The following is a 24,850-nucleotide window of genomic DNA, read 5'->3' as shown; positions in this document are numbered from 1 at the left end:
CCGGAGGTGTCCATTTCGTTCACCGTCACCGATCCCGATGCGCACTATCACGTCCCATTGCTGTTGTCCCCCTTCGCTTATTCGACCTATCGCGGGAGCTGACATGACCGACCTGACCGGCAAGATCGTCCTCGGATCCAATCAGTACGGCAAGGCGGAGAACCGCGTGGTGCGGATCTATCGGGACTCGCCTCGCCACGAGATTCACGACATCAACGTGTCGAGCGCTCTGCGCGGCGACTTCTCTCCCGCGCACCTGGTGGGCGATCAGTCCAACGTGCTGCCCACCGACACTCAGAAGCAGACCGCCTACGCGTACGCCAAGACCAAGGGCCTCCTGCATCTGGAGAGCTACGGCCTCGATCTGGCTCGCCACTACGTCGACGATGTCGAGCCCGTGGACGGAGCCCGCATCGAACTCGAGGAATACGCGTGGGCTCGCGCGGTGATCGACGGCGTCGAGCACGATCACACGTGGACCCGCAAGGGTGACGAGATCCGTACGTCGGCGGTGACCGTCGAGGGCAAGGGTAAGGCGCAGCGGACGTGGGTGATCAGCGGCTTCAAGGAGATGGTGATTCTCAAGTCCACGGGTTCGGAATTCCACGGATTCCTCGAGGACGACCTGACGGTTCTCGAGCCCACGACCGACCGGGTGATGGCGACATCGCTGACGGCGCAGTGGCGATACACCACCACCGATGTCGAGTGGGACGCCGTCTACACGGGCGTGAAGGCGGCGATGATCGAACGGTTCGCCAATCTGCAATCGCTGGCTCTGCAGCAGACTCTGTACGCCATGGGCGAGGCGGTGCTGGAGAAGTATCCGTTCATCGCCGAGATCACGATGTCGGCTCCGAACAAGCATCACTTCGTCTACGACCTGGGCAAGTTCGGCATCGAGAACAACCTCGAGGTGTTCAACGCGGACGATCGGCCGTACGGTCTGATTCAGGCAACCGTCGAGCGCGAGGATGCCCCGGACGCCGGAAGTGCCTGGCGGACATACTCTGTCGTCGGATAGAGCGCTCCGCGCAGGTGAGCAGAACTTCGACCCCTGCTACGAATTTCCGCTCACGTGTGCAGCGCCGCAGTCCACTCCACCAACGGTGCCAGGGCCCGCCAGGCGTCGCGCACCTTCGTCGCAGCTTGGGTGTCTCCAGCCAGGCGGGTGAGCCGAAATGCTTACCTGCGGTGAGTGACTTGTGGCGCAGGAGGTCGATACGCGGGTGATCGAGCTCGTATCCCCGCGGCTTGGTCTTGAGCTTGTCGCCGCCGATCTCGTAGCCGGCCTTCGTCAGTGTCGCCAGTATCCGCTCCAATTCGGCTCCGCGGACGTCGTCGTCGACGGTGCGGCGGTAGCGGGCAACGCCCTCGGCCGAGGAGTTGTAGAAGCCGCCTGCGACGAACAACCCGGCGGGGTCGATCTGGACATAGAAGCCCAGACTGTCGCCGCGAGCAACGAATCCGCCCTGGTGGGTCTTGTACGGGGTCTTGTCCTTGGAGAAGCGAACGTCACGGTAGGGGCGGAAGACCTTGGCAGTACCGAACTCCGGTTCGAGTGACGCGAGCAACGCCGTCATCGGCCCCTTGACCGCAGTGTCGTAGACCTCCTTGTGCTCGTTCCACCAGAGCTTGCTGTTGTCGGCTTCGAGGTCCTCGTAGAAGTCCAGGGCGGCGAAGGGTATTCCGGTGAAGCCAGTCATCGTTCGATCCTATGCGGCCCCCGTGGCCGACGAACGAGGGATGGATTGAAGCGCGAGGTAGACATCGAGCCGGTCCGAGGTGGAACTCAGATCGCGGCCCAGCAACTCCTCGACTCGCTTGATTCGGTAGCGGACGGTGTTGAGGTGGACGTGCAACGACTCGGCCGTTCGGTTCCACGATCCACCGGTGGCCAGGAACTCACGGAGGGTATCGGTCAGTCCTGCATCGGTACGCCGGTCGTAGTCGAGCAGAGGAGCCAGAACGTGTTCGACGAACGACCGACGCACGTCGTCGGGCAGAGCCGAGAGCATCGAGACCGCCGAAGTCAGTTGCGCACCCGCGGTGACGGTCACCGGGCTGGTCCCTTGCCTGCTGACTTCGAGTGCGTGACGGGCCGATCGCAGCGCGCCGTCGACGGTGATCCCGGTTGCTTCGGAACTGACGCCCACGAGCAGACGGCTGTGTCCGATGCCGGAACCCAAGCGAGTCAATCGGGTTCGCAGTGTGTGCGTGAAGTTCGGATCGTCGGTGTTCACGACAGCGACGATGTCGCCGTGCGTGCTGCACCCGACGCAGCCGCCACCGAAGGAGGTCAGCGTGTCGCTGAGAACCGTACGCAGCATCTCGCGCAGGTCGATCCGTCCGCTGTGGACGACCCTGACGACGACCAGCGAGCGGTCCGGGTCGACGCCTGCCTGACGCAGCCGCGTCAGGGCTTCCGGTCTGGTGCTGTCGGCTTCGATCAACGCCACTGCCTGGTCCGCGATTTCGCGTCGGACCAGCCGTCCCTCCTCGCGCCGGGCACGATCGAGCGCGGCGATGGCCGCGAGCTGGCCGAACGCATCGGAGATGGCGGGTGGGAACGTCGCCATGTCTCCTGCAACCGCCAAGAACCATCGCGTGGTCCGTTGCACCAGCGACGGGCCGATGCCGAAGATGCTGTACACGCCGCCGTCACTGAGAGTGGTTGTCGTGGGCAGTCTTTCGGAGGAGAGCGCAGCGTGCGTCAGCGTGTCCACGTCGGCATCGGAGAACGCCGAGACCTCGGCCACCAGCCGACGTCCGGTCGCCGTGAAGATCAGACACGCCATCCCGGTTTCCCTGGAGGTGTGCAGCGCCAACTCGTCGAGCGCTCTGCCGTCCGCGATCGCGGTGAGCAGCTGGCGTTGCCGGACGAGCGAGGTGTTCAACGAGGCTATGCGGTCTCCCGTGACACGGCCGACGAGAAACTCGGTCACCTCGCCGAACGAGACCGTCTCGGGTACCGCAAGCAGCGGTAGTCCGTGCCGCTCGCAGGCGTCGATCAGATCGGGCGGGACATGGCCGAGCAGCCCTTCACCGGCGGCCAGTGCCGAGGCCCCTGATTCGGCGACGGCCCGGACGAACATCTCACTGTCTGCGGGCGTTCGATGCCACACGAGACCGGTGATGACGAGCTCGCCACCCGCGATGTAGCGCGACGGGTCCGGCAGATCGGTCGTGTACGTCCATCGCAGCGTGCGCCCCAGAGCGTCGGTGTCGGAGGTGAGCAATCGAACGCCGAGCTGCGTGGCGTCGAGCAAGTCCTTGACCTGCACTGCGGTTCCTCCCCCGGCCTTCGCTGAGCGTGCTCGAAACGGCTGAGCTCGTAGGAAGAAACAGTATGCGTGGGTTGTTTCCACCGAGTTTCGGGCGTATCGCCGAACGACCGAAGATCGGTAACAGATACTCATTACAGTTCGAGATGACACATCGGCTGGTGGATCTGCCGGCGTGGCGGATCATCCGGCGAGGACGAGGTGAACGAGGGCCATGGATCTCGGTACTGTCGACGACATTCTGCTTCCCGGCTCCCGCGCGGACCTTCCGCCCGGACGCGCGGACACCGCTGTGCTCGCAGGAGGTACCTGGCTGTTCTCGGAGAAGCAGGACCACCTGGCCACTCTCGTCGATGTCACTGCCTTGGGCTGGGAGCCGTTGACCGTCACCGAGACCGGGCTCTCGATCGCCGCGACGTGCACCATCGAGACTCTGGCGCGCTACGCCTCTCCGTGGCCGGCCACCGCATTGTTTCCCCGCTGCGCAGCAGCGCTGTTGGCCTCGTTCAAGATCTGGAAGACCGCCACCGTCGGCGGCAACATCGCACTGGCCCTGCCTGCCGGAGCGATGATCTCGTTGACCGCAGCGCTCGACGGCGTCGGGCAGGTGTGGTCCAGTGATGGGCCGGATCACGACTACGGCATCGCGATTGCAGATCTGGTCACGGGCCCGCATACCAATGCCCTTCGACCGGGGGACGTGCTGCGCAGCATCGAGATTCCGCTGCGCGCACTCCGGTCGCGAACGGCGATGCGCAAGCTCGCACTGTCACCGCTCGGGCGGTCGGCCGCGTGGTGATCGGGCGGGTAGACGACGGTGGCGAATTCGTTCTGACCGTCAGCGCGTCGACCGTCCGTCCGTTCGTTCTGCGCTTTCCGAGCCTGCCGACGGCGGGCGAACTCGACGACGCTCTCGCCGCCACCATCGGGCCCCAGCACTGGTACGACGACCCCCATGGGGCTCCGGACTGGCGGCGTCACATCAGTTGCACTGCAGCGCAGCAGATTCGCGAGGAGTTGTCATGATTGTGGACATCAACGGTGTGCCGACCGATGTCACTCCACGGCCCGGCCAGTGTCTGCGCACCATGCTCCGTGAACACGACCACTTCGAGGTGAAGAAGGGGTGCGACGCGGGCGACTGCGGCGCATGTTCGGTTCTCGTCGACGGCGAACCGGTGCATTCGTGCATCTTCCCCGCGTTTCGGGCGGCCGACCGGTCCGTCACCACCGTCGCGGGTCTCGGTACACCGGACGATCTGCATCCGATGCAGAGCCGGTTCGTCGAAGCCGCCGGATTCCAGTGTGGATTCTGCACTGCGGGAATGGTCGTCACCGCCTCGACGCTGAGCGAGGAAGACCTGGACGAGCTTCCCGAACGGCTGAAGGGAAACCTGTGTCGCTGCACCGGGTATCGCGCCGTGTCCGACGCCGTCTGCGGGGTGGTCAACACCGAGAAGTCGGTCGACGGTCCGGCGTGTGGACGGTCCCTCGCAGCACCCGCCAGTACGCGTATCGTCACCGGAACCGAGCCCTACACACTCGACCACACCCCTCCCGGGTTGCTGCACGCCAGTGTTCTCGGAAGTCCGCACGCACATGCCCGGATCGTCTCGATCGACACCACCGCGGCGGAGCAGGTACCGGGCGTGCATCTGATTCTGACTGCGAAAGACAGTCCGGTGACCGCCTTTTCGACGGCCCGCCACGACCGCCGCGTCGACGATCCGGACGACACCCATGTTCTCGATACCGTTGTGCGCTTCATCGGCCAGCGGGTGGCGATCGTGGTCGCAGAATCGGTCGCGGCTGCCGAGGAGGGGTGCCGCGCTCTTGTCGTCGAGTACGACGTGCTGCCCGCAGTGTTCGATCCGGAGTCCTCGCTCGCCCCCGATGCGCCGAAGATCCACGGCGACAAGGACGCGACGGCTCGGATCGCGGATCCGTCGCGCAATCTGGTGGCCGAGCTACACGGACAGACCGGGGACGTCGACGCTGCTGTTCGCGGCGCAGCGGCGGTGGTCTCCGGCCGCTGGACCACTCAGCGGATTCAGCACGTACATCTGGAGACACACGGCACCATCGGCTGGTTGGACGAGACCGGAAAACTGAACCTGCGCACCAGCACTCAGGTTCCGTTTCTGGTGCGAGACGAGATCTGCGAGATCTTCGGCCTGGCGCGCGATCGCGTCCGCGTGTTCACCGCGCGCGTCGGCGGCGGATTCGGCGGCAAGCAGGAGCTGCTCACCGAAGACGTGGTGGCGCTGGCGGTACTGCGTACCGGTCGACCGGTGCAGTTCGAGTTCACCCGCACCGACGAGTTCACCGTCGCACCGTGTCGTCATCCGTTCCGCGTCGACGTCACCGCCGCCGCGAGCGCCGACGGCACGCTGACCGCCCTGTCGATCGACGTTCTCACAGACGCCGGTGCCTACGGGAACCACAGTGCCGGTGTGATGTTCCACGGTTGCGGCGAGTCGGTGGCGATCTACCGGTGCGCCAACAAACGAGTCGACGCGAAAACCGTGTACACCAACAACATCCCGTCCGGAGCCTTCCGCGGCTACGGGTTGGGACAGGTGATGTTCGCGATCGAATCGGCAATGGACGATCTGGCGCGGGAGATCGACGTCGACCCGTTCGAGTTCCGCAGACGCAACGTGATCGTCCCCGGCGACGACATCGTCGCCGCCCACCACGAGGGAGACGACCTGCAGTTCGGCAGCTACGGCCTCGACCAGTGCATCGACCTCGCCGAAGCCGCTCTACGACGGGGCAACGGCGAGCACGCACCGGCGGGCTGGAAGGTCGGCGAAGGAATGGCGGTGGCCATGATCGCGACCATTCCGCCGCGTGGCCACCGCGCGGAGACCTCGGTGGCATTGCTGCCCGAAGGTCAGTACGAGATACGCGTCGGGACTGCGGAATTCGGCAACGGAACAACCACCGTCCACACTCAGATCGCGGCGAGTGAATTGGGCACGTCCGTCGACCGCATCGGAGTCGATCAATCCGACACCGACTCGGTCACGTACGACACGGGCGCATTCGGTTCGGCAGGCACCGTGGTGGCAGGCAAGGCCCTGTACGCGGCGGTTCGCGCGATGTCGGCTCGGATTCTGGATCTGGCCGCCACCGCGACCGGACACCGGAATTCGGACTGCACACTCGGACCGGAGGGCGTGCGGTGCGGAGATCGCTTCGTCACCCTCGACGACATTCTGGCGATGGCGGGAGGCACCCTCGTCACTGCGGGCAACAGCGGCGGGCTGCCGCGTTCGGTCGCGTTCAACGTGCACGCGTTCCGGGTGGCGGTGCACGAGGACACCGGCACCGTGAAAATACTGCAGTCGGTGCAGAGCGCGGACGCAGGAACCGTGATGAACCCGCAGCAGTGCCGTGGGCAGGTCGAGGGCGGCGTCGCACAGGCGATCGGTAGCGCACTGTACGAGGAGATCCGCACCGACGGTGCCGGTCTGGTCACCACGGATTCGATTCGTAGCTACCACGTTCCGCAGTTCGCGGACATTCCTCCCACGGAAGTCCTGTTCGCCGACACCTACGATCGTCTGGGCCCGTTCGGCGCGAAGTCGATGAGCGAGTCTCCGTACAATCCCGTGGCACCGGCCTTGGCCAACGCCATTCGTGACGCCGTCGGTGCCCGGCTCTACGACCTACCCATGTCGTCGGACCGAGTGTGGCGGGCGGTCAGCGGTCGTAGAACGTCTGCAGGATGATCGTGCTGCGCGTCTGCACGTTGGCGGTTGCGCGGATCTCCTGCAGCAAGCGCTCGAGCGCTCTCGGCGACTCGACTCGCACCAGTAGAACGTAGCTTTCCTCACCGGCAACCGAGTGGCACGACTCGATGGCCGACAGATGCTTCAACCTGGCGGGGGCGTCGTCCGGTTGGGCCGGATCGATCGGAGTGATGGCGACGAACGCCGACAGCGGCCGGCCGAGGGCCTCCGGGTCGACCTGCGCCGTGTACCCACGGATGACGCGTCGGGATTCGAGCCGCCGAACTCTGGATTGAACGGCCGAGACGGACAGGGAAGCCTTCTCCGCCAACGTCGCCAAAGTAGCGCGTCCGTCGGAGACAAGCTCGTCGATGATCAAGCGATCGACGCGATCGAGATTTTCACTCACCTGCGCAATGTAGCCCAGATCGGAGACAAATCAGCACAGACGTCCGTTTCGGCTGGTCGAATCGGTGCTTGTGCCTCTTTCTGGTCGAACACCGCAGATCACACGAAGAGCGGCGGTAGCGCGAGAACCATGACCGCCGACCAACTGACATGAGTCAGGATCGGTGCCAGTATTCCGCCGGATGCGCGCCGCTGCAGGCCCATCACGTAGCCCAGAAGCACTGCTGCGAAGCCGAGCATCGGGTTGCCCGAGGCGAGGGTGGCTATCGCGTAGACGACCGTCGAGATGATCACCGGATGCTTGACGCCGATGGCCGAGTACAGCGCTCCTCGGAAGAAGATCTCCTCGGCCACGCCGTTGAGCAACGCGATGAACACGATCAACACCAACGAACCCACCCGGGCGTGCGCGAGTACGTTCTCGGTGAAGTCGGCCAGCGGCGGAATCTGCCGCACCACGAGACCGCCGAGCATGAACACCCCGCCGACGGCGAGACCGATCAGGATGGGCGTGACGATCGGCCGCCTGATCGATCCCCCGACCTGAATGCGTCCGAGATGCAGTGGGCCCGACAGGAATCCGCCCACCGTCCACACCGCGGCCAACACCAGGGTCAGTGCGTAGAACGCGGGATCGCCCGGCTCGACCTTGAGCGAGAAGTAGAGCACCGTGGCACCGATCACCAGTGTGATCAGCACGATGATCCGCCGCTTGCGGAACGCCGCGTCGGACTCCTTGTGATCGCGCTCGACCGGGTCGACCAGAGCGGACTTCATCACGTTGAGCGCGGTCGTGGACCACGTTCCCATCACGCCTCCTCGGTATCGGTCAGTCGGCGCACGACCGACCTCGCGCGTCGATTCACGTCGGCCATCACGTCGAGATTGGTGCGCACTGCCGCAGCAACGGGCTTCGAGTACAGCAGTCGACGCCCACCGAGGGCTTCGATCAACCCCCAGGTGCGGTCGGAGGACGCCGCGACACCGCGACGTCTGATCCCCAGAGCGTCACCGCCGCTCCACGCCGCGTCGGTGCGCGCCAGCCGAAGCGGATCCTTCAGCGCACAGACACCGGGTGGGTCACCGACCATTCCCCGCACACTACGGGCCATGGCGTCGGCAATCGTGGTGAGACCTCGAGGAGAGTCCGGAACGAGCTCACGAATCCGACTCTCCGACGTCGTCATCGTGTTGTGCAGCGATCCCACCAGATCCTCGGCGAGCCCTGCAGGAACCGGAATGATCATTCCGATGACCTTGCCTGCGAGCGAGGTCGGCACCAGCGGCACAGGAACGCCGATGCGCTGGAGACCGGCAGCTTCGACGTACGCGAACACCAGATCTCGATACGGCACCACATCCGGCCCACCGATGTCGTAGGAACCCGCGGGAACCGATTCGGCGTCGGCGGATGCCAGCAGGTAATGCAGCACGTCGTCGACGGCGATGGGCTGCACGGGCTCGGCGAGCCAACTCGGCAGCGGCAGCACCGGCAAGCGATCGGCGAGGTACCGCAACATCTCGTACGACGTCGAGCCTGCACCCAGGACGATGGCCGCTCGCAGCCAGACCAGCTCGACGCCGTCCACCGTCAGAGCCTCGCCGACGTCCGCCCGGCTCGCGAGGTGCTCCGAGAGTCGGTCGTCGTCGGGTACGAAACCGCCGAGGTAGACGATTCGGCGTACTCCCGCCCGCGCGGCCGCCGCAGCGAACTGCTCGGCGGATCGTCGGTCCTGCGCTCGGTAGTCGGATTCGCCGATGGCGTGCACGAGGTAATAGGCCACATCGATGTCGCCGGTCTCCGCGAACGCGGCAGCACAGGACTGTTCGTCGGTGACGTCGAGCGAGACTGCGGTGACGGAGTCGAAGAAGTCGAAGGTCCGCAGATTGTCCGGCGTTCGGGAGCCGACGACGACCTCGGCCTTGTCGGCCAGCAGAGCTGCCACCAACCGCGACCCGATGTACCCGCTGGCACCGGTGACGAGAGCTCTCATGCTTCGAGGCTAACGGCAGTCGGGGCGTTGTGTCGGTGTGGCATTGTCGCTCCTATGGCTCTGGTCTTGGCAGGTGTGGTTCTCCCCGATCCCCTCGGTACCGAAACGGTGCTCCGGCGCGGAGTAGCGGTTGCGCGGGCCGGTGCGGGCTGGATGCTCACCACGACCGCTTTCGCGCTTACCCTGCCCGGCCGAATCGAAGCACTGCTGACACGCATTGAGATGTTGATGACACGCATCGATCACGTGATCGACTCCGCCGACGCCGTGGTTGCCAGCGTGCAGCGGACAACCGGGGCCGCGGACGAGGTGGTCGCGTCGGCGTCGGTCGCCTCGCACACCGCGCTGGAGCTGATCGAGTTGTTCGATCCCATCGCCAAGAAATCCGAACCCATGGCCCGCAAGTTCGTCGACAGCCTGTCCGAGGAGGAGGTCGACGCCGCGATCGCGATGGTCGATCAGCTACCCGGACTCCTCGATCACATGGAAGCGCTGCTTCCTATCCTCGCCACCCTCGACACGGTGTCCCCCGAGATTCATGAGCTCCTCGGAGTCACCAAGGACGTTCGACGCGCGGTCATCGGCATTCCGGGATTCAAGTTCTTCCGTAACCGAGGCGAGGACAAGCTCGCCGACGAAGAACGCGACGCAGAGAACTAGCGCGCTCGGCCTCGGCGCTTCCGGACGATCTTGCCGCGCAGTCGCGTCCACCACGTCGGCGCATCGGAACCCCTCGCATTCGTGGGTGTCGTGGCCGACTGCGAACGATGCTCACGCTCGAGACGGTCCACCTCGGCTCGGTTGGTTCGCCAGCTCTCCATCCAGGTCTCGACGTCCACCGGGGCGAGCGGCACGACCGGCGGCGTCGGGAACCGAATCCAGTCGACGATGCGAACATTCAACTCGTCCAGCACATCTCGCGCCGAATCCTCGCGCCGAATGCCGATCAGTGTCGCCGGCAGCCGCTCGATCTCCTTGCGCAGCTGCAGTGCAGTGGGCAGCAACGCATCGGCGGGCAGGTTCTCCCGTTTCAGGTAGCCGCGAACCCACCACAGCTCGTCGCCGGGGTCGCCGACCGGAATCGGCTTACCGGTGCCCTCGAGGCCCTCGAACGCACCGTTGTCCTGCGCCTGGCGAATCTGCTTGTCCACCCAGGACTCGAACGTGACTCCTGGCTTCTTCCGTTCGGTCACCCCATCGACTGTAGATACGATGCCAGGCTCTACGCCACGTCTGCCGCACCGGAGCGTTCACTATCGGACACCGAGCGCGGGATTCTGCCGGTTCTGCTCGATCGTGAACCGTCAGGTGCGGTCGCCGGACACGACGAAGCCCCGACCCAGTGCGCGGGCCGGGGCTGTCGTCATACAGCGGTGCAGGTCAACCGTATTCGGCGACCAAACGGTCGAATTCTTCGCGGTCGATCACCTGAGGCTCGTTGATGGCGAGCGCTTGTGCGTACTTGCTCGCCAAGTGGTAGTCGCGACCGAGCGGCCCGTGCTCGGCGTCGTCCTCGTCGGACTGGATGCTCGCACCCGGAGGCACCTCGTTCTGCAGGCCGTTGGTCTTGCTGCCGAGCAGAGCGTCGAGTTTCGCGGAAATCTTCTGCATGATCTCTTGGTCGTCGGTCATGGGAGCGGTGTACCCGAATCGCTCGAATCGACACCGCCGCGCAATCGCGGAACTGCGTGAGGATCATCTGTCGGTGCTCGGGGGCATGATGATGGGATGGCCAGGCAGAGTACGGGCACCGACGAAGCGGGCGAGCTGTCGGTGATGCAGAAGTTGTCGCGGCCCACCCGTGAATGGTTCACCGGCGCCTTTCCTGCTCCCACGTCCGCGCAGTTGGGCGCGTGGTCGTCGATCTCGAGTGGTTCGCACACCCTCGTGGTTGCTCCGACGGGTTCGGGCAAGACGCTCTCGGCCTTCCTGTGGGCCCTGGACGAGCTGGCGCAACTGGGTGCGGACAGCACCCGCAAAACCAAAGTCCTCTACATCTCGCCGCTCAAGGCCCTTGCCGTCGACGTCGAGCGCAACCTGCGGGCTCCACTGGTCGGTATCACCCAGACCGCCAAGCGCCTCGGGCTGAACCCACCGGAGATCTCGGTCGGCGTGCGATCCGGCGACACCAGCGCCGCCGACCGCAGGAACATGATCAAGACTCCGCCGGACATTCTGATCACCACCCCGGAATCGCTGTTCCTGATGCTCACCTCGGCCGCGCGAGACATCCTCGCCGAGGTCGACACTGTGATCGTCGACGAGGTACACGCCGTCGCAGGCACCAAACGGGGCGCGCACCTCGCGGTGTCCCTCGAGCGGCTCGACGCGATGTTGGACAAGCCCGCACAGCGCATCGGCCTGTCTGCGACTGTGCGCCCCCACGAAGAAGTGGGCCGCTTCCTGGCCGGTGCGGCCCCCATCGAGATCGTCGCTCCACCCGCTCCGAAGACGTTCGATCTGACGGTTCAGGTGCCCGTGGAGGACATGACCGAACTGGGCGTCACCGATCCGAATGCGGACACCTCAACCGCTCCCCCGGCGCAGGGATCGATCTGGCCGCACGTCGAGGAGAAGATGGTCGATCTCATCCTCGAGCACAAATCGTGCATCGTCTTCGCCAATTCCCGACGTCTCGCAGAACGGCTCACCGCGCGGCTCAACGAGGTGTATGCCGAACGGATCGGCGACGGCGTGGAGACACAGCACAAACCGCCCTCGCAGGTCGGCACTCCCAACGACGTGAACCACGGTGCCGATCCGTTGTTGGCCCGAGCCCACCACGGCAGTGTCAGCAAGGATCAGCGCGCGCTGATCGAGGACGATCTCAAGACCGGCAGGCTGCGCTGCGTCGTCGCCACCAGCAGCCTCGAACTCGGAATCGACATGGGCGCAGTCGATCTGGTCGTTCAGGTCGAAGCACCACCATCGGTGGCGAGTGGGTTGCAACGCGTCGGACGCGCGGGCCACCAGGTCGGCGAGATCTCCAAGGGTGTGTTGTTCCCCAAGCACCGCACCGATCTGATTCACTGCGCCGTCACCGTCGAACGGATGACGACGGGGAAGATCGAGGCGTTGTTCGTTCCCGCCAACCCTCTCGACGTGCTGGCGCAGCAGACCGTGGCGGCCTGCGCTCTCGAGCCGATCGACGCCGAGGACTGGTTCGATTCTCTACGTCGCACAGGCAGTTTCGCCACCCTGCCCCGGTCGGCCTACGAGTCGACTCTCGACCTGCTCTCGGGCCGCTATCCCTCGGACGAGTTCGCCGAACTGCGGCCGAGGCTCGTGTGGGACCGCGACGCCAACACTCTCACCGGCCGTCCCGGGTCGCAGCGACTGGCCGTCACCTCCGGCGGCACCATCCCCGACCGTGGACTGTTCACCGTCTACATGGTGGGTGAAAAGCAGTCCAGGGTCGGTGAACTGGACGAGGAGATGGTCTACGAATCGCGAGTGGGTGACGTGTTCGCACTCGGTGCCACCAGCTGGCGTATCGAGGAGATCACCCACGATCGGGTGCTCGTCAGCCCGGCGTACGGTCAACCCGGCCGGCTCCCCTTCTGGCACGGCGACGGTCTCGGCCGACCGGCAGAACTGGGCCAGGCGCTCGGCGAGTTCCTTCGTAGCACGACCGATCGCAGCAACTTGGCCGAGCGACTGAGCTCCGACGGTCTCGACGCCAACGCCGTCAACAACCTCATCGCCTTGCTCGACGAACAACTCGAGGCCACCGGCCAGCTCCCCACCGACAAGACGATGATCGTCGAGCGGTTCCGTGACGAACTGGGCGACTGGCGGCTCGTGCTGCATTCCACCTACGGTCAGCAGGTACACGCGCCGTGGGCACTCGCAGTCGGCGCAAGGCTGATCGAGCGCTACGGCATCGACGCCGCGCCCACTGCTTCCGACGACGGCATCATCGTTCGGCTCCCCGACACCGACGACCAGCCGCCCGGCGCAGAGCTGTTCGTGTTCGAGCGCGACGAGATTGCCGACATCGTCACAGAGCAGGTCGGCGGATCGGCATTGTTCGCGTCGAGGTTTCGCGAATGTGCCGCTCGCGCACTGCTTCTCCCCCGGCGCAACCCGGGCAAACGCGCGCCGCTGTGGCAGCAACGCCAGCGTTCGGCTCAGCTGCTCGACGTGGCACGCAAGTACCCCACGTTCCCGATCCTGCTCGAGACGGTCCGCGAGTGCCTCCAGGACGTCTACGACCTCCCCGCCCTCGAGGACATCCTGGCCCGAATCGGCCGACGCCAGATCAGAATCGTCGACGTCGAGACCCCATCGCCGTCGCCGTTCGCCAATTCGCTGTTGTTCAACTACGTCGGCGCATTCATGTACGAGGGCGACAGCCCGTTGGCCGAACGCCGAGCCGCCGCACTGTCACTCGACTCGGCACTCCTCGCCGAGCTGCTCGGACGCGTCGAACTGCGAGAGCTGCTCGACGACAGCGTCATCACCACCACCGAACTCGAACTGCAGCGCCTCCCGGAGGACCGCCACGCCAAGGACATCGAAGGCGTCGCAGACCTGCTACGGCTGCTCGGTCCGCTTACCGCCACGGAAGTCGGCCTGCGAACCGACGGCGACGAGTACCCGCAGTGGCTCACCGAACTCGCCGATGCCAAACGGGCGATGGAGGTCTCGTTCGCAGGCAAGAACTGGTGGACGGCCATCGAAGACGCCGCTCGGCTGCGCGATGCGTTGGGCGTCCCGCTTCCCATCGGTACTCCCGCAGCCTTCATCGAGCCGGTCGACGATCCGCTGGTGGACCTGATCAGCCGGTACGCCCGAACCCACGGACCGTTCACCCTCGACGACGCGGCGGCGCGCTTCGGGGTCGGTACCGCCGTGGTACGCGACGTCCTACGCAGACTCGCCGTCGACAAGCGCGTCGTCGAGGGCGAATTCCGTCCCGGTGCTACGGGTAGCGAATGGTGCGACGCGAGGTCCTCCGGCGTTTGCGGCGGCGGTCGCTCGCTGCCGCCCGGCAGGAAGTCGAACCCGTCTCCACCGCCACCCTCGGCCGCTTCCTTCCGGCGTGGCAGCACGTGGACAGCCGACGCCTGAGCGGAATCGACGGCGTCGCGACAGTCATCGAACAGCTTGCGGGCGTTCCTGTTCCGGCGTCGGCCTGGGAATCTCTCGTGCTCTCGTCGCGGGTGACCGATTACAGTCCGGCGATGCTCGACGAACTCACCTCCACCGGCGAGGTGCTGTGGTCGGGACACGGCGCGATCTCGTCGAAGGACGGCTGGGTGAGCCTGCACATGGCCGACACCGCCCCGCTCACCCTGGTGCCTGCCGCCGAATCGGACCTGTCGGAACTGCAAATTCGCATTCAGGATGCCGTCGCGGGCGGCGGTGCGTACTTCTTCCGGCAACTCTCCGATACCGTCGGCAGTACCGACGACACCGCACTGCAGGCTGCACTGTGGGAGCTGGTGTGGGCAGGGCGTCTGAGCAACGACACGTTCGCTCCGCTGCGCGCGCTGCTGAACTCGACGACCACCCGCTCGGCCCCGAGTCATCGTGCGCCTCGTCGTACACCGCGGCTGCGCTCGTACCGGCAATTCGAGCGCCCCTCGCTCCCGACCCGCACCGGGCCGCCGACGGCGGGTGGACGATGGTCACGATTGCCCGAGCTCGAACCCGACCTCACCGTCCGCGCCCATGCGACCGCCGACGTCCTGCTCGAGCGCTACGGCGTCGTGACGCGCGGTTCGGTGATGAACGAGGGTGTGCCCGGCGGATTCGCCACGATGTACAAGGTGCTCACCGGGTTCGAGGATTCCGGTCGCTGCCGTCGCGGCTACTTCGTCGACTCACTCGGCGGTGCGCAATTCTCCACCTCCGATGTGGTCGACCGGTTGCGCAGCTACGACGAACCGAAGAAGAACGCCACCGCTGTCGTACTCGCGTCGTGCGATCCGGCCAACCCCTACGGCGGAGCACTGCCCTGGCCGAAAGCCGGTGTCGGCGAGGCCGGTGTCGGAGAGAAGCCGGACGAGACGACGAAGCATCGGCCGGGGCGCAAGGCCGGCGCACTGGTCGTCCTCGTCCGCGGCGAATTGACGATGTTCGTCGAACGTGGCGGAAAGTCGGTGCTCACGTTCGGTGAGAATGCAGAGGACATCGGCGCTGCAGCAACCGCCTTGGCGGCCACCGTTCGCCGCGGCGGAGTCGACAAGCTACTGGTAGAGCGGATCAACGGTCACGACATTCACGGCACCGACTTCGCCAAGACCTTGACCGAAGCAGGCTTCTCGGCGACCCCGCGCGGACTTCGTCTGCGCCGCTGAAATTGCCCGATCACCTGCAAGAACACCAGAGAGGACACCGACTCCGATGCCCGAGGGCGATACCGTCTGGCGCGCCGCCAACACCCTGCGCGCCGCACTCGAGGGCCGGCGGCTCACCACCTGCGACATTCGCGTACCCCGTTACGCCACAGTCGACTTCACCGGCGAGACCGTCGATTCCGTCGCCTCACGCGGGAAGCATCTGCTGATTCGAGTGGGCGGTTACTCCATCCATTCGCATCTGAAGATGGAGGGCACCTGGCACGTCTACGCACCCGGCGCTCGGTGGCGTCGCCCTGCGTTCCAAGCGCGGATCATCTTGAACACCGCCGACGCACAGGCCATCGGTTTCGAGCTCGGAGTGCTCGAGATCCTCGAGGACGAGGACGAAGCCGTCGGATATCTCGGACCGGACCTGCTCGGTCCCGACTGGGATCCCGCCATCGTGCTGTCCAGGCTCGCATCGGATCCGGCCCGGCCGATCGGGCTCGCGCTGCTCGATCAGCGCAACATCGCCGGCCTCGGCAACGTCTACCGCAACGAGATCTGCTTTCTCCGTGGCGTCGACCCGCGCACGCCGGTCGGCGACGCCGGCGACCTGAAGAAGACGATCGACCTGTCCTATCGATTGATCATGGCCAACAAGGATCGCAACCAACGCGTCACGACGGGAGATCGGCGTCCGGGCCGACATTTCTGGGTGTACGGGCGCGAGAACAAGCCGTGTAGACGCTGTGGAACCACCATCGAATTCGGTCTGATCGGAGACAATCCGCTGGAGGAACGGCAGATCTACTACTGCCCACACTGTCAGAACTGAAGTGTGGCGAGATCGGTTCGGTCCGTGGTGTCCTTTTCGACGAACCCCGTTCGTCCTTCGTGTGTAGGTCGGCAAACGGTGCCGGCCGCGACGACTCCAAGGAGCCTTCATGACCACGTACGCAGCCATCGTCTACACCCATGACGCCGACTGGACCTCGCCCGAGGTCGCGGACGAGATGGCCGAATACGGTGCATTCAGTGCCGCGGCAGGATCCGCGATCACCGGCGGAGCGGTCCTGTACCCCACGTCGACCGCCACCACGGTGCGTGTGTCGGGAGGGAAGGGAGGTGACGTCCTGACAACCGACGGTCCGTTCGCCGAGGCAAAAGAGGTGCTTGCCGGGTTCTTCCTCCTCGAAGCGGAGGACCTCGATGCCGCGATCGCATTGGCCGCACAGATCCCAGCGGCGTGGAACGGAGCAATCGAAGTTCGGCCGGTCATTCCGATGACTCGATGAGTACGCCGGCCGAGCACCTCTCGGCCGTGGTCCGTGACGAGGGTCGCCGCGTCCTGGCGACCCTCGTGCGCACCACCGGCAGTTTTGCCGTCGCCGAGGACGCAGTCTCCGAGGCTGTGGTGACCGCACTCGCTCACTGGCCCAGATCGGGTGTCCCCGACAATCCGCGTGCCTGGCTCACCACCGTGGCTCGCAACAAGGCGCTCGACATCATCAGACGCGAGGCCGGGCGCACCGCGAAGGAACGAGAGGCGGCGGATCTCGCCGTGCTGAACCAGAATTGGAGCGAGAGCGACGAGTCCTCGATCGCCGACGATCTGTTGCGGTTGGTTTTCACCTGCTGTCATCCGACGCTCTCCGTCGAAGCGCAGGTGGCACTGAGCCTGCGCACCCTCTGCGGGCTCGCCACGTCCGACATCGCCCGACTGATGCTCGTGCCCGAGGCCACCATGTCCAAACGGCTCACGCGAGCGAAGAAGAAGATCGCAGCTGCCAACATTCCGTATCGAGTACCGGATTCGGCGGAGTTGCCGCAACGACTCGACGCGGTGGCCACCACGGTGTATTTGATGTTCACCGCCGGCCATCTCGGCGGTGAGACGCTGGTGCGGCCTCGACTGTGTGACGAGGCACTCAGGTTGGCCCGCTTGCTGATCGACCTGATGCCGGACGAGCCGTCACTTCAGGGGCTACTGGCCCTCATGCTGTTCACGGACTCGCGCCGAGCGACCAGGACCGATGAATCCGGCGGCCTCGTCAGGCTGGAGGATCAGGACAGATCTCGATGGAATCGAGAGGCGATCGAGGAGGGTGCTCGGTTGATGGACAGTGCACTGCGTCGCAACGACTCTCGGCCCAGCCGCTACACCATCCAGGCAGCCATCGCAGCATGCCACTCCACGGCAGCGACCTATGCCGACACCGACTGGTCCCGGATCGTCGTACTGTACGACGCGCTTGCGGCTGTGGAGAACACACCGATCGTGGCGCTCAACCGCGGCGTGGCCATAGGCGAAAGCCAGGGTCCTGCTGCGGGACTCGACGCACTGGACGCCATCGACTCCCTCGGCGGCCACTACCTATGGCATGCCTGTCGAGCTGTGATGCTCGATCGCCTGGACCGCGCGGAGGAGGCCAGGAACGCACGAACGACCGCGCTCGCTCTCGACCCGTCGCCGGCCGAGAAGGCATATCTCCGAGCGCAGCTCGCGTCGTCTTCCCACCCTGTTCGACAACGACGGGAAGAAACCTGAAAGCTCCCTGTCAGGTGCGGCCAAGCCTGTTCACAGCTTTGCCGATCACCATGGATCGCATGCTGACACTTGCGATACTCACCCTGCTGATCATGGCCGTCTCCGGCGCGACGGCGGCTCGCGCGCCCCGGACGCTGGTTCGACTGCGCTAGATCGTGCGAACGGGTTCGAGGATTTCCTGGCGGGCCTCGGGCGCGACGACGCGCAGCGCGTCCGCCGATGCGTCGTCGGGCTGACGCTGCGAATCGATCTCGGCCTCCACTCGGGCGCGGTACGTCTCGACCTCACGGTCGACCGTGGCCTCGTCCCAACCCAGAACCGGTGCGATCAAAGCCGCAACCTGACCCGCGCAGTTCATTCCGCGATGGGAGTACTCGATGGAAATTCGGGTGCGCCGCGAGAGCACGTCCTCGAGGTGGAGTGCGCCCTCCGCTGCCGCGGCGTAGACGACCTCTACCTGAAGGTAAGCCGGCGCATCGGTGAGTGGTTGCAGCAGTTCGGGTTTGCCGTCGGCCATGGCCAGCACCTCGTCGATCAACGAACCGTATCGGTCGAGCAGATGCGTCACCCGATGCGGATGCAGCTTGTGCATCTCGCCGAGATGCGGTGCCTGATTGACCAGCGCGAAGTAGCCGTCGGCACCGACGAGGGGCACCTTCTCGGTGATCGAGGACGCCACCCGGACCGGGATGTCCTCGGCGGCGAGATCGACTGCGTCCTCGGCCATCACGCGATACGTCGTGTACTTGCCGCCTGCGATGGCGACGAGTCCGGGTGCAACCCGAGCGACCGCGTGTTCGCGGGACAGCTTGGAGGTTTCGTCGCTCTCGCCGGCGAGCAGTGGCCGCAGGCCCGCGTAGACACCGTCGATGTCCTCGTGGGTCAGTGGCGTGACGAGCACCGAGTTGACCTCGCCCAGGATGTAGTCGATGTCGGCCTTGGTGGCCGCCGGGTGTGCGAGGTCGAGGTTCCAGTCGGTGTCGGTGGTACCGATGATCCAGTGCGCGCCCCACGGAATGATGAACAGCACCGACTTCTCGGTGCGCAGGATGATCGCGGCCTCGCTGACGATTCGATCGCGCGGCACCACGATGTGCACACCCTTCGAGGCGCGTACCCGGAACCGTCCGCGCATGTTGGACAGCGACTGGATCTCGTCGGTCCAGACACCGGTGGCATTGATCACCACGTGTGCGCGTACCTCGGTGGTGGCACCGGTCTCCGAATCACGCACGCGCACACCGGATACCCGGTCGGCCTCACGCAGGAAGCCGACGACCTGGGTGGACGTTCGCACCACTGCGCCGTAGTGGGCGGCCGTTCTGGCGACGGTCATGGTGTGCCGGGCGTCGTCGACGACGGTGTCGTAGTACCGAATCCCGCCGATCAGCGACTTGCGCTTGATTCCGGGCGACATGCGCAGTGCACCGGATCGAGTCAGGTGCTTCTGTTGCGGCACCGATTTGGCCCCACCCATGCGGTCGTACAGGAAGATGCCTGCAGCGATGTACGGCCGCTCCCACACACGATGCGTGAGCGGGAAGAGGAATTTCAGCGGCTTGACCAAGTGCGGTGCGAGCGTGGACAGGGAGAGTTCGCGCTCGTGCAGGGCCTCGCGCACGAGCCCGAACTCGAGCTGTTCGAGGTACCGAAGCCCGCCGTGGAACATCTTGGACGAGCGAGAAGACGTTCCCGACGCGTAGTCCCGCGCCTCGACCAGCGCCACCTTCAGTCCACGCGTCGCTGCGTCGAGGGCCGCTCCGGAGCCGACGACGCCACCGCCGATCACCACCACGTCGAACTGCTCGGTTCCGAGCTGGTCCCACGCCTCCACCCGCTGGTCGGGTCCGAGGAACTTCGTATTCGATCGGTTGCTCATCTCGAACGCTCCCTCTCCTTCGAAAATCCCCGCATTGCTTGCACGTCAGGCTACCGCCCCGGGTCCATCGGGCGCAGAACCTGCCGAGTGCGCGGCACCCAATCGCCGCACTGCATCTGCCAGGACGGTCGGGGTCGATCCGGCGAAGCTCAACCGGAGCGAGTGACGGTACTGCGCACCCGAAGCGAACGCCGTGCCCGGCACGAAGGCAACTCCGTGATCGAGTGCCGCGTCGAGCAACTCGCCGGTGTCGGTTCCGTCTCGGAAGGTGACCCAGGCGAACATCCCTCCCGCGGGGCGCGAGACGATGAGCCGAGGACCGAACTCGGCGACGAGAGCAGTAGTCAATGCCGTTGCACGAGAGCCGTACTCGCGTCTGAGGACCGTCAGGTGGGCGTTCAGCCACGCGGTGTCGCCGAGCATCTCCGCCGCCATCAACTGCGTCATCGAGGATCCACACAGATCAGCGCCCTGCTTGAGCAGTTCCACCGCCGCACAGACGCTGGGCGGGGCGACGAACCAGCCGACACGGAGCGTCGGAGCCAGGATCTTCGACGCACTCGACAGTCGGATGACGCGATCGCTGTGACATGCGATCGGCAGCGGCGGATACTCGATACCGGAATCCGTTGTGTCGAAGAAGATCTCACCGTACGGGTCGTCCTCGATCACCCAGAATCCGTAGCGATCCGCGAGCGCCGCGAGGTGGCGTCGACGCTGCTCGCTCATCGTGACTCCACGCGGATTGTGGAAGTTGGCGACGGTGTGGACCACCGCAGGCCGCAGTCCGGCCGTCAGTCTGCGTTCGAGTTCGTCGGTATCCATTCCGGTATCGGTGTTGGGAATGGACTCGATGCGCGCTCCCGCGATCGAGAAGACCTGCAGCGCACCGGTGTACGCGGGTTCGTCGACCACGACGACAGCGCCCGGGTCGATCAAGGCCTGCGCGAGCAATGCCAGGGCCTGCTGCGAACCGTGCGTCACGATGACGGACTCGACCGCAACGGGCACTCCCCCGCGCGCAAGCGTTTCCCTGGCCGCAACGATGCTGCGCAGAGTGCGGTGGCCGGATGTCTCGCAGTACTGGACCGCGTCGGGGCGACGAAGCACAGCCTGCGCTGCTGCGGCGATGCGGTCGATAGGGATCAGGTCGGTGGCCGGTAGACCTCCGGCCAGGCTGATCACATCGTCGCGCGCTGTGAGAGCGAGGAGGTCACGAATGGCCGAGCTGGTGAGCGATTCGGTGCGCCCGGCCAAGCCGGCGGGAAGGTATGCAGAGGACATGAGAAGGACTCCGGGGCAGCAGGAATGGGAGAACGGCCCGCGGATCCGCTGAGTCGAAGAAGGAGCGGACGGGTGTGTCCGCTCCTTCGACTGTCTCACGTGCTACCGAAATATGGAACGCGTTTCTCGCATTGTGAGATCAGTCCAGATCGTCGTGCGCCATCAGCTGACGCGCGGCCTCGATGACCGAACCGGACAGCGACGGGTATACCGAGAACGTGTTCGCCAGGTCGTTCACCGAAAGGTTGTTCTGCACGGCCATCGCGATCGGCAGAATCAGCTCCGATGCGCTCGGGGCGACCACGACGCCACCGATCACGACGCCCGTGGCCGGACGACAGAAGATCTTCACGAAACCACGCTTGAGTCCGCTCATCTTCGCTCGCGGATTGGTGGTGAGCGGCAGCATCACCACGCGCGCGGGCACGTCACCGGCGTCGATCTTGGATTGGGCGACGCCGACCGATGCGATCTCGGGCCGGGTGAACACCGCCGAGGCCACGGTCTTGAGCTTGATCGGGCTGACGGCCTGTCCCAGTGCGTGGTACATCGCGATGCGTCCCTGCATCGCCGCGACCGAGGCCAGCGGCAGCAGACCGGTGCAGTCACCGGCTGCGTAGATGCCCGCGACCGCGGTACGCGAGACGCGATCCACCCGCAGGTATCCACCCTTGTCGAGTTCGATGCCGACGTTCTCGAGTCCCAGACCGGAGGTGTTGGGCACCGATCCGACGGTCATCAGCGCATGACTGCCCTCGACGGTGCGACCGTCCGACAGCGTGACGAGAACTCCGTTTTCGGTGCGAACCACCGAATCCGCGCGCGCGTGCTTGACGAGGGTGACGCCGCGCTCGTTGAACGCGTCCTCGAGCACCAGAGCGGCATCCTCGTCCTCGTGCGGAAGGACGCGGTCGCGGCTCGAGACCGCGGTGACCTTGACGCCCATCTCGGTGTAGGCCGAGACGAACTCGGCACCGGTCACACCGGATCCGACGACCACCAGGTGCTCGGGGAGGGCCTCGAGGTCGTAGAGCTGACGCCAGTTGAGGATGCGTTCGCCGTCGGGTTCGGCTCCCTTGACCACGCGAGGGCGGGCTCCGGTTGCGATGAGCACGACATCCGCGTCGAGGATGCGCTCTTCGCCGTCGGCGAGCACCGCCTTGATCTGGTGCGAGGCCATCCCGACGTGGGAGTCGATCATCTCGGCGCGTCCGGCCAGCAGTTGCACGCCGACGGAGGTGGCGCGCTGGGCGATGTCGGAGGACTGTGCTTGGGCGAGGCTCTTCACGCGGTCGTGAATCTTCGGCAGTGCGACGGCGGCCTGCGACGGATCGAGGGAGATGCCGAGGTCGCTGGCTCGACGCATCTCGGTGCGAATGCCGGTCGAGGCGATGAACGTCTTCGACGGCACGCAGTCCCAGAGAACGCAGGCACCGCCGATACCGTCGGAATCGACGAGCGTCACCTCTCCGCCGTGCTGTGCGGCAACCAACGCTGCTTCGTACCCTGCCGGACCACCACCGATGATCACAATCCGGGTCATTGATCCTCTTCTCGCATGCTCGAAATCTCTCGCTGTGTCGCATCAACGGTATTCCAGAGGCTGCCCCCGCGCGTCGGTAGGGCTGGCTTCGTTCGCCCGATAGGAGGTCGGACCTGGGGCGACGCACCGAAACACGACCACGAGGCGTCAGTGTGCACCGATACGGTTTAGGCTGGCCGACGTGCCAATTTATGCCGCCTACGGATCGAACATGCATCCGGAGCAGATGTTGCAGCGATGCCCTCACTCGCCCCTGTCGGGAACCGGGTGGCTGCACGGATGGCGGTTGACCTTCGGCGGTGGAGACATCGGCTGGGAAGGCGCGCTGGCGACGGTCGTGGAGGATCCCGACTCGCAGGTCTTCGTGGTGCTCTACGACGTATCCGAGGAGGACGAGGAGAGCCTGGATCGCTGGGAGGGCTCGGAACTCGGTATTCATCGGAAGATCCGGCTGCGCATCGAGACCGGCCGGGAGCCGGTGCTCGCATGGATGTACGTACTCGACGCCTACGAGGGCGGCCTTCCGTCGGCTCGCTACCTCGGCGTCATGGCCGAAGCTGCCGAAATCGCCGGTGCCCCAGCCGAATACGTGCGAGATTTGCGTACCCGGAACAGCCGGAACGTCGGTCCGGGTACCGCCTCGTAGCTCGAAGGACGGGTCAGAAGTAGTTCTTCATGACCGACGCCACCCAGCTCGGCTCGGTCACGTCCGCACGCTCGGGAACCATCGACTGCAGGAACGGCTTGACGTCGAACACCGGCGAGCCGTCGATCGCGTCGAGACCTCGCACTCGGATGCGCAGTCCGTCGACGTCGACGATCTCGCACCGGGACACCCCGAGATGATTGGGCCGATCCTTGACCCGTTGAGCGAGGACACCCACCCGAGGAAGCGTCGTGTCACCGCGAGGGTGGCGCGAACCGGTGGTCGTCGCGGCGGGATCGCACAGGTGGAAGCCGTAGACCACCTCGAGGTGCGAGAACTCGTCGAGACCGAGGGTCGCGTCGGCGTCGAGGACACTCGCGTCGAGGTCGAGCACGGCCTCGACCGATCCCCAGTTGTCGTCCACCACCTCGGCGCGATCGGATCTGACGATCCCGATCGGCGACACGTCGAATGCCATCTCATCTCCTGTCTCTAGTTCGGATCCAGCGCGATACCGGTCATCACCTTCACGCCCACGGCCAGTGCTCGTTCGTCGAGATCGAAGGTGGGTTGGTGGATGTCGAGTTGCGGTCCGGTGCCCGGCCACACACCGAGTCGAGCCATCGCGCCCGGCACTCGTTCGAGGTACCACGAGAAATCCTCGCCGCCGCCGGACTGCGCGGTATCGGCCAACGCGTCGGGTCCGACCCGGCCGATCGCCTTCTCGAAGGTGTGCGTGGACGCCGGATCGTTGACCACGGGAGGCACGCCGCGACGGTAGTGCAGCTCGAAGCGGACACCGGTCGGTGCGAGCAACCCGGTGACGATCTCACGAACCAACGGTTCCAGCAATGCCCAGGTCTCGTGGTCTCCGGTGCGGACGGTGCCGGTCAGCATGCCGGTCTGCGGTATGGCGTTGGGGGCCTGGCCCGCGACCACCGCTCCCCACACCATGACCGTGCTGGTCCGCGGGTCGACACGCCTGCTCAACATTCCGGGTAGGCCGGTGATGACGGTGCCCAACGCATAGATGAGATCGGTGGTCAGGTGCGGGCGAGACGTGTGTCCGCCGGGCGAATCCAGGCGCAGCTCGACGGTGTCGGCCGCGGAGGTGATCGCGCCGAGGCGCACGCCGACCTGCCCCCACCTCGAGCCGCGGATCGCAGTGCAGCGCAAAGATCTTGGTGACGCCGTCGAGCGCTCCCGCGGCCACCGCGTCGAGGGCCACCGCCCCGGC

The 24,850-nt window shown here is 65.6% G+C and carries 18 protein-coding genes and 4 pseudogenes; 10 read left to right on the top strand and 12 right to left on the bottom strand.

Features of this window, described 5'->3' with window-relative positions; translation table 11 throughout:
- On the top strand, positions 1-102 hold a 102-nt coding region (locus RHBS_RS07750; protein ID WP_145977488.1), incomplete at its 5' end, for a hydroxyisourate hydrolase.
- A 1-nt stretch (position 103) separates the two neighbouring features.
- Positions 104-1,024: a factor-independent urate hydroxylase gene (pucL, locus tag RHBS_RS07745; protein ID WP_121870328.1), complete on the top strand. Its 921-nt coding sequence runs from the start codon at positions 104-106 to the stop codon at positions 1,022-1,024.
- A 50-nt stretch (positions 1,025-1,074) separates the two neighbouring features.
- Here pucL and RHBS_RS07740 read toward each other — a convergent pair.
- Positions 1,075-1,706: pseudogene (locus RHBS_RS07740) on the bottom strand (DUF2461 domain-containing protein).
- 9 nt (positions 1,707-1,715) lie between these two features.
- A complete protein-coding gene (locus RHBS_RS07735; protein ID WP_128645274.1) occupies positions 1,716-3,284 on the bottom strand; it encodes a PucR family transcriptional regulator in 1,569 nt (522 codons plus the stop codon).
- Between the two features lie 214 nt (positions 3,285-3,498).
- Between RHBS_RS07735 and RHBS_RS07730 the strand changes: the two are divergent.
- Positions 3,499-4,310, top strand: a pseudogene (locus RHBS_RS07730) (FAD binding domain-containing protein).
- Positions 4,307-7,021 carry a molybdopterin cofactor-binding domain-containing protein gene (locus RHBS_RS07725; protein WP_121870332.1) on the top strand — a complete coding sequence of 905 codons (2,715 nt, stop codon included), beginning with the start codon at positions 4,307-4,309 and terminating at the stop codon, positions 7,019-7,021. The pseudogene RHBS_RS07730 and the gene RHBS_RS07725 overlap by 4 nt, the downstream one beginning before the upstream one ends.
- Here RHBS_RS07725 and RHBS_RS07720 read toward each other — a convergent pair.
- The 3 genes from RHBS_RS07720 to RHBS_RS07710 all read right to left on the bottom strand — a co-directional run bounded on the left by RHBS_RS07720 (position 6,993) and on the right by RHBS_RS07710 (position 9,423).
- A complete protein-coding gene (locus RHBS_RS07720) occupies positions 6,993-7,430 on the bottom strand; it encodes an Lrp/AsnC family transcriptional regulator (RefSeq protein WP_032376860.1) in 438 nt (145 codons plus the stop codon). The genes RHBS_RS07725 and RHBS_RS07720 overlap by 29 nt on opposite strands.
- Before the next feature lie 98 nt (positions 7,431-7,528).
- On the bottom strand, positions 7,529-8,239 hold the full coding sequence (locus tag RHBS_RS07715) for a CPBP family intramembrane glutamic endopeptidase (protein ID WP_037188095.1): 711 nt from the start codon (positions 8,237-8,239) through the stop codon (positions 7,529-7,531).
- The gene (locus tag RHBS_RS07710; RefSeq protein WP_121870333.1) at positions 8,239-9,423 is read right to left on the bottom strand and encodes an NAD(P)H-binding protein; all 1,185 of its coding nucleotides are present in this window, start codon (positions 9,421-9,423) and stop codon (positions 8,239-8,241) included. Before RHBS_RS07710 ends, RHBS_RS07715 begins: the two co-directional genes overlap by 1 nt.
- 54 nt (positions 9,424-9,477) lie before the next feature.
- Here RHBS_RS07710 and RHBS_RS07705 point away from each other — a divergent pair, with 54 nt between their 5' ends.
- A complete protein-coding gene (locus RHBS_RS07705; protein ID WP_121870334.1) occupies positions 9,478-10,083 on the top strand; it encodes a ribulose 1,5-bisphosphate carboxylase large subunit in 606 nt (201 codons plus the stop codon).
- Here the strand turns inward: RHBS_RS07705 and RHBS_RS07700 are convergent.
- Both RHBS_RS07700 and RHBS_RS07695 read right to left on the bottom strand, forming a co-directional pair.
- Positions 10,080-10,616 (bottom strand): DUF1992 domain-containing protein, encoded by a 537-nt coding sequence (locus RHBS_RS07700; RefSeq protein ID WP_237669085.1) that lies wholly within the window; start codon positions 10,614-10,616, stop codon positions 10,080-10,082. The two genes, RHBS_RS07705 and RHBS_RS07700, sit on opposite strands and share 4 nt — an antisense overlap.
- A gap of 187 nt (positions 10,617-10,803) precedes the next feature.
- Positions 10,804-11,055 (bottom strand): modification methylase HgiDII, encoded by a 252-nt coding sequence (locus RHBS_RS07695; protein WP_068051442.1) that lies wholly within the window; start codon positions 11,053-11,055, stop codon positions 10,804-10,806.
- Positions 11,056-11,151: 96 nt separating this feature from the next.
- Between RHBS_RS07695 and RHBS_RS07690 the strand changes: the two are divergent.
- The 4 genes and pseudogenes from RHBS_RS07690 to RHBS_RS07675 all read left to right on the top strand — a co-directional run bounded on the left by RHBS_RS07690 (position 11,152) and on the right by RHBS_RS07675 (position 18,261).
- Positions 11,152-15,728, top strand: a pseudogene (locus RHBS_RS07690) (ATP-dependent helicase).
- A 46-nt stretch (positions 15,729-15,774) separates the two neighbouring features.
- Positions 15,775-16,548: a DNA-formamidopyrimidine glycosylase family protein gene (locus RHBS_RS07685; RefSeq protein ID WP_121870335.1), complete on the top strand. Its 774-nt coding sequence runs from the start codon at positions 15,775-15,777 to the stop codon at positions 16,546-16,548.
- A gap of 109 nt (positions 16,549-16,657) precedes the next feature.
- Positions 16,658-17,008 (top strand): YciI family protein, encoded by a 351-nt coding sequence (locus RHBS_RS07680; protein ID WP_121870336.1) that lies wholly within the window; start codon positions 16,658-16,660, stop codon positions 17,006-17,008.
- Positions 17,005-18,261: an RNA polymerase sigma factor gene (locus RHBS_RS07675; RefSeq protein ID WP_121870337.1), complete on the top strand. Its 1,257-nt coding sequence runs from the start codon at positions 17,005-17,007 to the stop codon at positions 18,259-18,261. The genes RHBS_RS07680 and RHBS_RS07675 overlap by 4 nt, the downstream gene beginning before the upstream one ends.
- A 148-nt stretch (positions 18,262-18,409) precedes the next feature.
- Here RHBS_RS07675 and glpD read toward each other — a convergent pair whose 3' ends face one another.
- From glpD to RHBS_RS07660, 3 genes are all read right to left on the bottom strand, one after another.
- Positions 18,410-20,140, bottom strand: coding sequence for a glycerol-3-phosphate dehydrogenase (gene glpD, locus RHBS_RS07670; RefSeq protein ID WP_128645273.1), 1,731 nt, complete (start codon positions 20,138-20,140; stop codon positions 18,410-18,412).
- 45 nt (positions 20,141-20,185) lie between these two features.
- Positions 20,186-21,424 (bottom strand): PLP-dependent aminotransferase family protein, encoded by a 1,239-nt coding sequence (locus tag RHBS_RS07665; protein ID WP_121870339.1) that lies wholly within the window; start codon positions 21,422-21,424, stop codon positions 20,186-20,188.
- A 139-nt stretch (positions 21,425-21,563) separates the two neighbouring features.
- Positions 21,564-22,967 carry an NAD(P)H-quinone dehydrogenase gene (locus tag RHBS_RS07660; RefSeq protein ID WP_121870340.1) on the bottom strand — a complete coding sequence of 468 codons (1,404 nt, stop codon included), beginning with the start codon at positions 22,965-22,967 and terminating at the stop codon, positions 21,564-21,566.
- 181 nt (positions 22,968-23,148) lie between these two features.
- Between RHBS_RS07660 and RHBS_RS07655 the strand changes: the two genes are divergently transcribed.
- On the top strand, positions 23,149-23,613 hold the full coding sequence (locus RHBS_RS07655; RefSeq protein WP_037188123.1) for a gamma-glutamylcyclotransferase: 465 nt from the start codon (positions 23,149-23,151) through the stop codon (positions 23,611-23,613).
- 13 nt (positions 23,614-23,626) lie between these two features.
- On the opposite strand, the gene RHBS_RS07650 is transcribed toward RHBS_RS07655, so the two are convergent.
- Both RHBS_RS07650 and RHBS_RS07645 read right to left on the bottom strand, forming a co-directional pair.
- Positions 23,627-24,091 carry a TrmO family methyltransferase gene (locus RHBS_RS07650; RefSeq protein WP_121870341.1) on the bottom strand — a complete coding sequence of 155 codons (465 nt, stop codon included), beginning with the start codon at positions 24,089-24,091 and terminating at the stop codon, positions 23,627-23,629.
- A 14-nt stretch (positions 24,092-24,105) separates the two neighbouring features.
- A pseudogene (locus RHBS_RS07645) lies at positions 24,106-24,850 on the bottom strand (amidohydrolase); the annotation flags it as partial.

Source organism: Rhodococcus sp. BS-15 (assembly GCF_000813105.1).
Lineage (GTDB): Bacteria > Actinomycetota > Actinomycetes > Mycobacteriales > Mycobacteriaceae > Rhodococcoides.
Note: the sequence above shows the minus strand (reverse complement) of the source record. Positions and strands in the feature narration are given on the sequence as shown.

What these genes read in the sequence shown, in the direction of transcription:
- RHBS_RS07705 (WP_121870334.1), top strand. Translation starts at nt 9,478, where the DNA reads ATGGCTCTGGTCTTGGCAGGTGTGGTTCTCCCCGATCCCCTCGGTACC.
- RHBS_RS07710 (WP_121870333.1), bottom strand. Translation starts at nt 9,423, where the DNA reads ATGAGAGCTCTCGTCACCGGTGCCAGCGGGTACATCGGGTCGCGGTTG.
- pucL (WP_121870328.1), top strand. Translation starts at nt 104, where the DNA reads ATGACCGACCTGACCGGCAAGATCGTCCTCGGATCCAATCAGTACGGC.
- RHBS_RS07715 (WP_037188095.1), bottom strand. Translation starts at nt 8,239, where the DNA reads ATGGGAACGTGGTCCACGACCGCGCTCAACGTGATGAAGTCCGCTCTG.
- RHBS_RS07660 (WP_121870340.1), bottom strand. Translation starts at nt 22,967, where the DNA reads ATGACCCGGATTGTGATCATCGGTGGTGGTCCGGCAGGGTACGAAGCA.
- RHBS_RS07680 (WP_121870336.1), top strand. Translation starts at nt 16,658, where the DNA reads ATGACCACGTACGCAGCCATCGTCTACACCCATGACGCCGACTGGACC.
- RHBS_RS07675 (WP_121870337.1), top strand. Translation starts at nt 17,005, where the DNA reads ATGAGTACGCCGGCCGAGCACCTCTCGGCCGTGGTCCGTGACGAGGGT.
- RHBS_RS07685 (WP_121870335.1), top strand. Translation starts at nt 15,775, where the DNA reads ATGCCCGAGGGCGATACCGTCTGGCGCGCCGCCAACACCCTGCGCGCC.
- RHBS_RS07665 (WP_121870339.1), bottom strand. Translation starts at nt 21,424, where the DNA reads ATGTCCTCTGCATACCTTCCCGCCGGCTTGGCCGGGCGCACCGAATCG.
- glpD (WP_128645273.1), bottom strand. Translation starts at nt 20,140, where the DNA reads ATGAGCAACCGATCGAATACGAAGTTCCTCGGACCCGACCAGCGGGTG.
- RHBS_RS07650 (WP_121870341.1), bottom strand. Translation starts at nt 24,091, where the DNA reads ATGGCATTCGACGTGTCGCCGATCGGGATCGTCAGATCCGATCGCGCC.
- RHBS_RS07695 (WP_068051442.1), bottom strand. Translation starts at nt 11,055, where the DNA reads ATGACCGACGACCAAGAGATCATGCAGAAGATTTCCGCGAAACTCGAC.
- RHBS_RS07725 (WP_121870332.1), top strand. Translation starts at nt 4,307, where the DNA reads ATGATTGTGGACATCAACGGTGTGCCGACCGATGTCACTCCACGGCCC.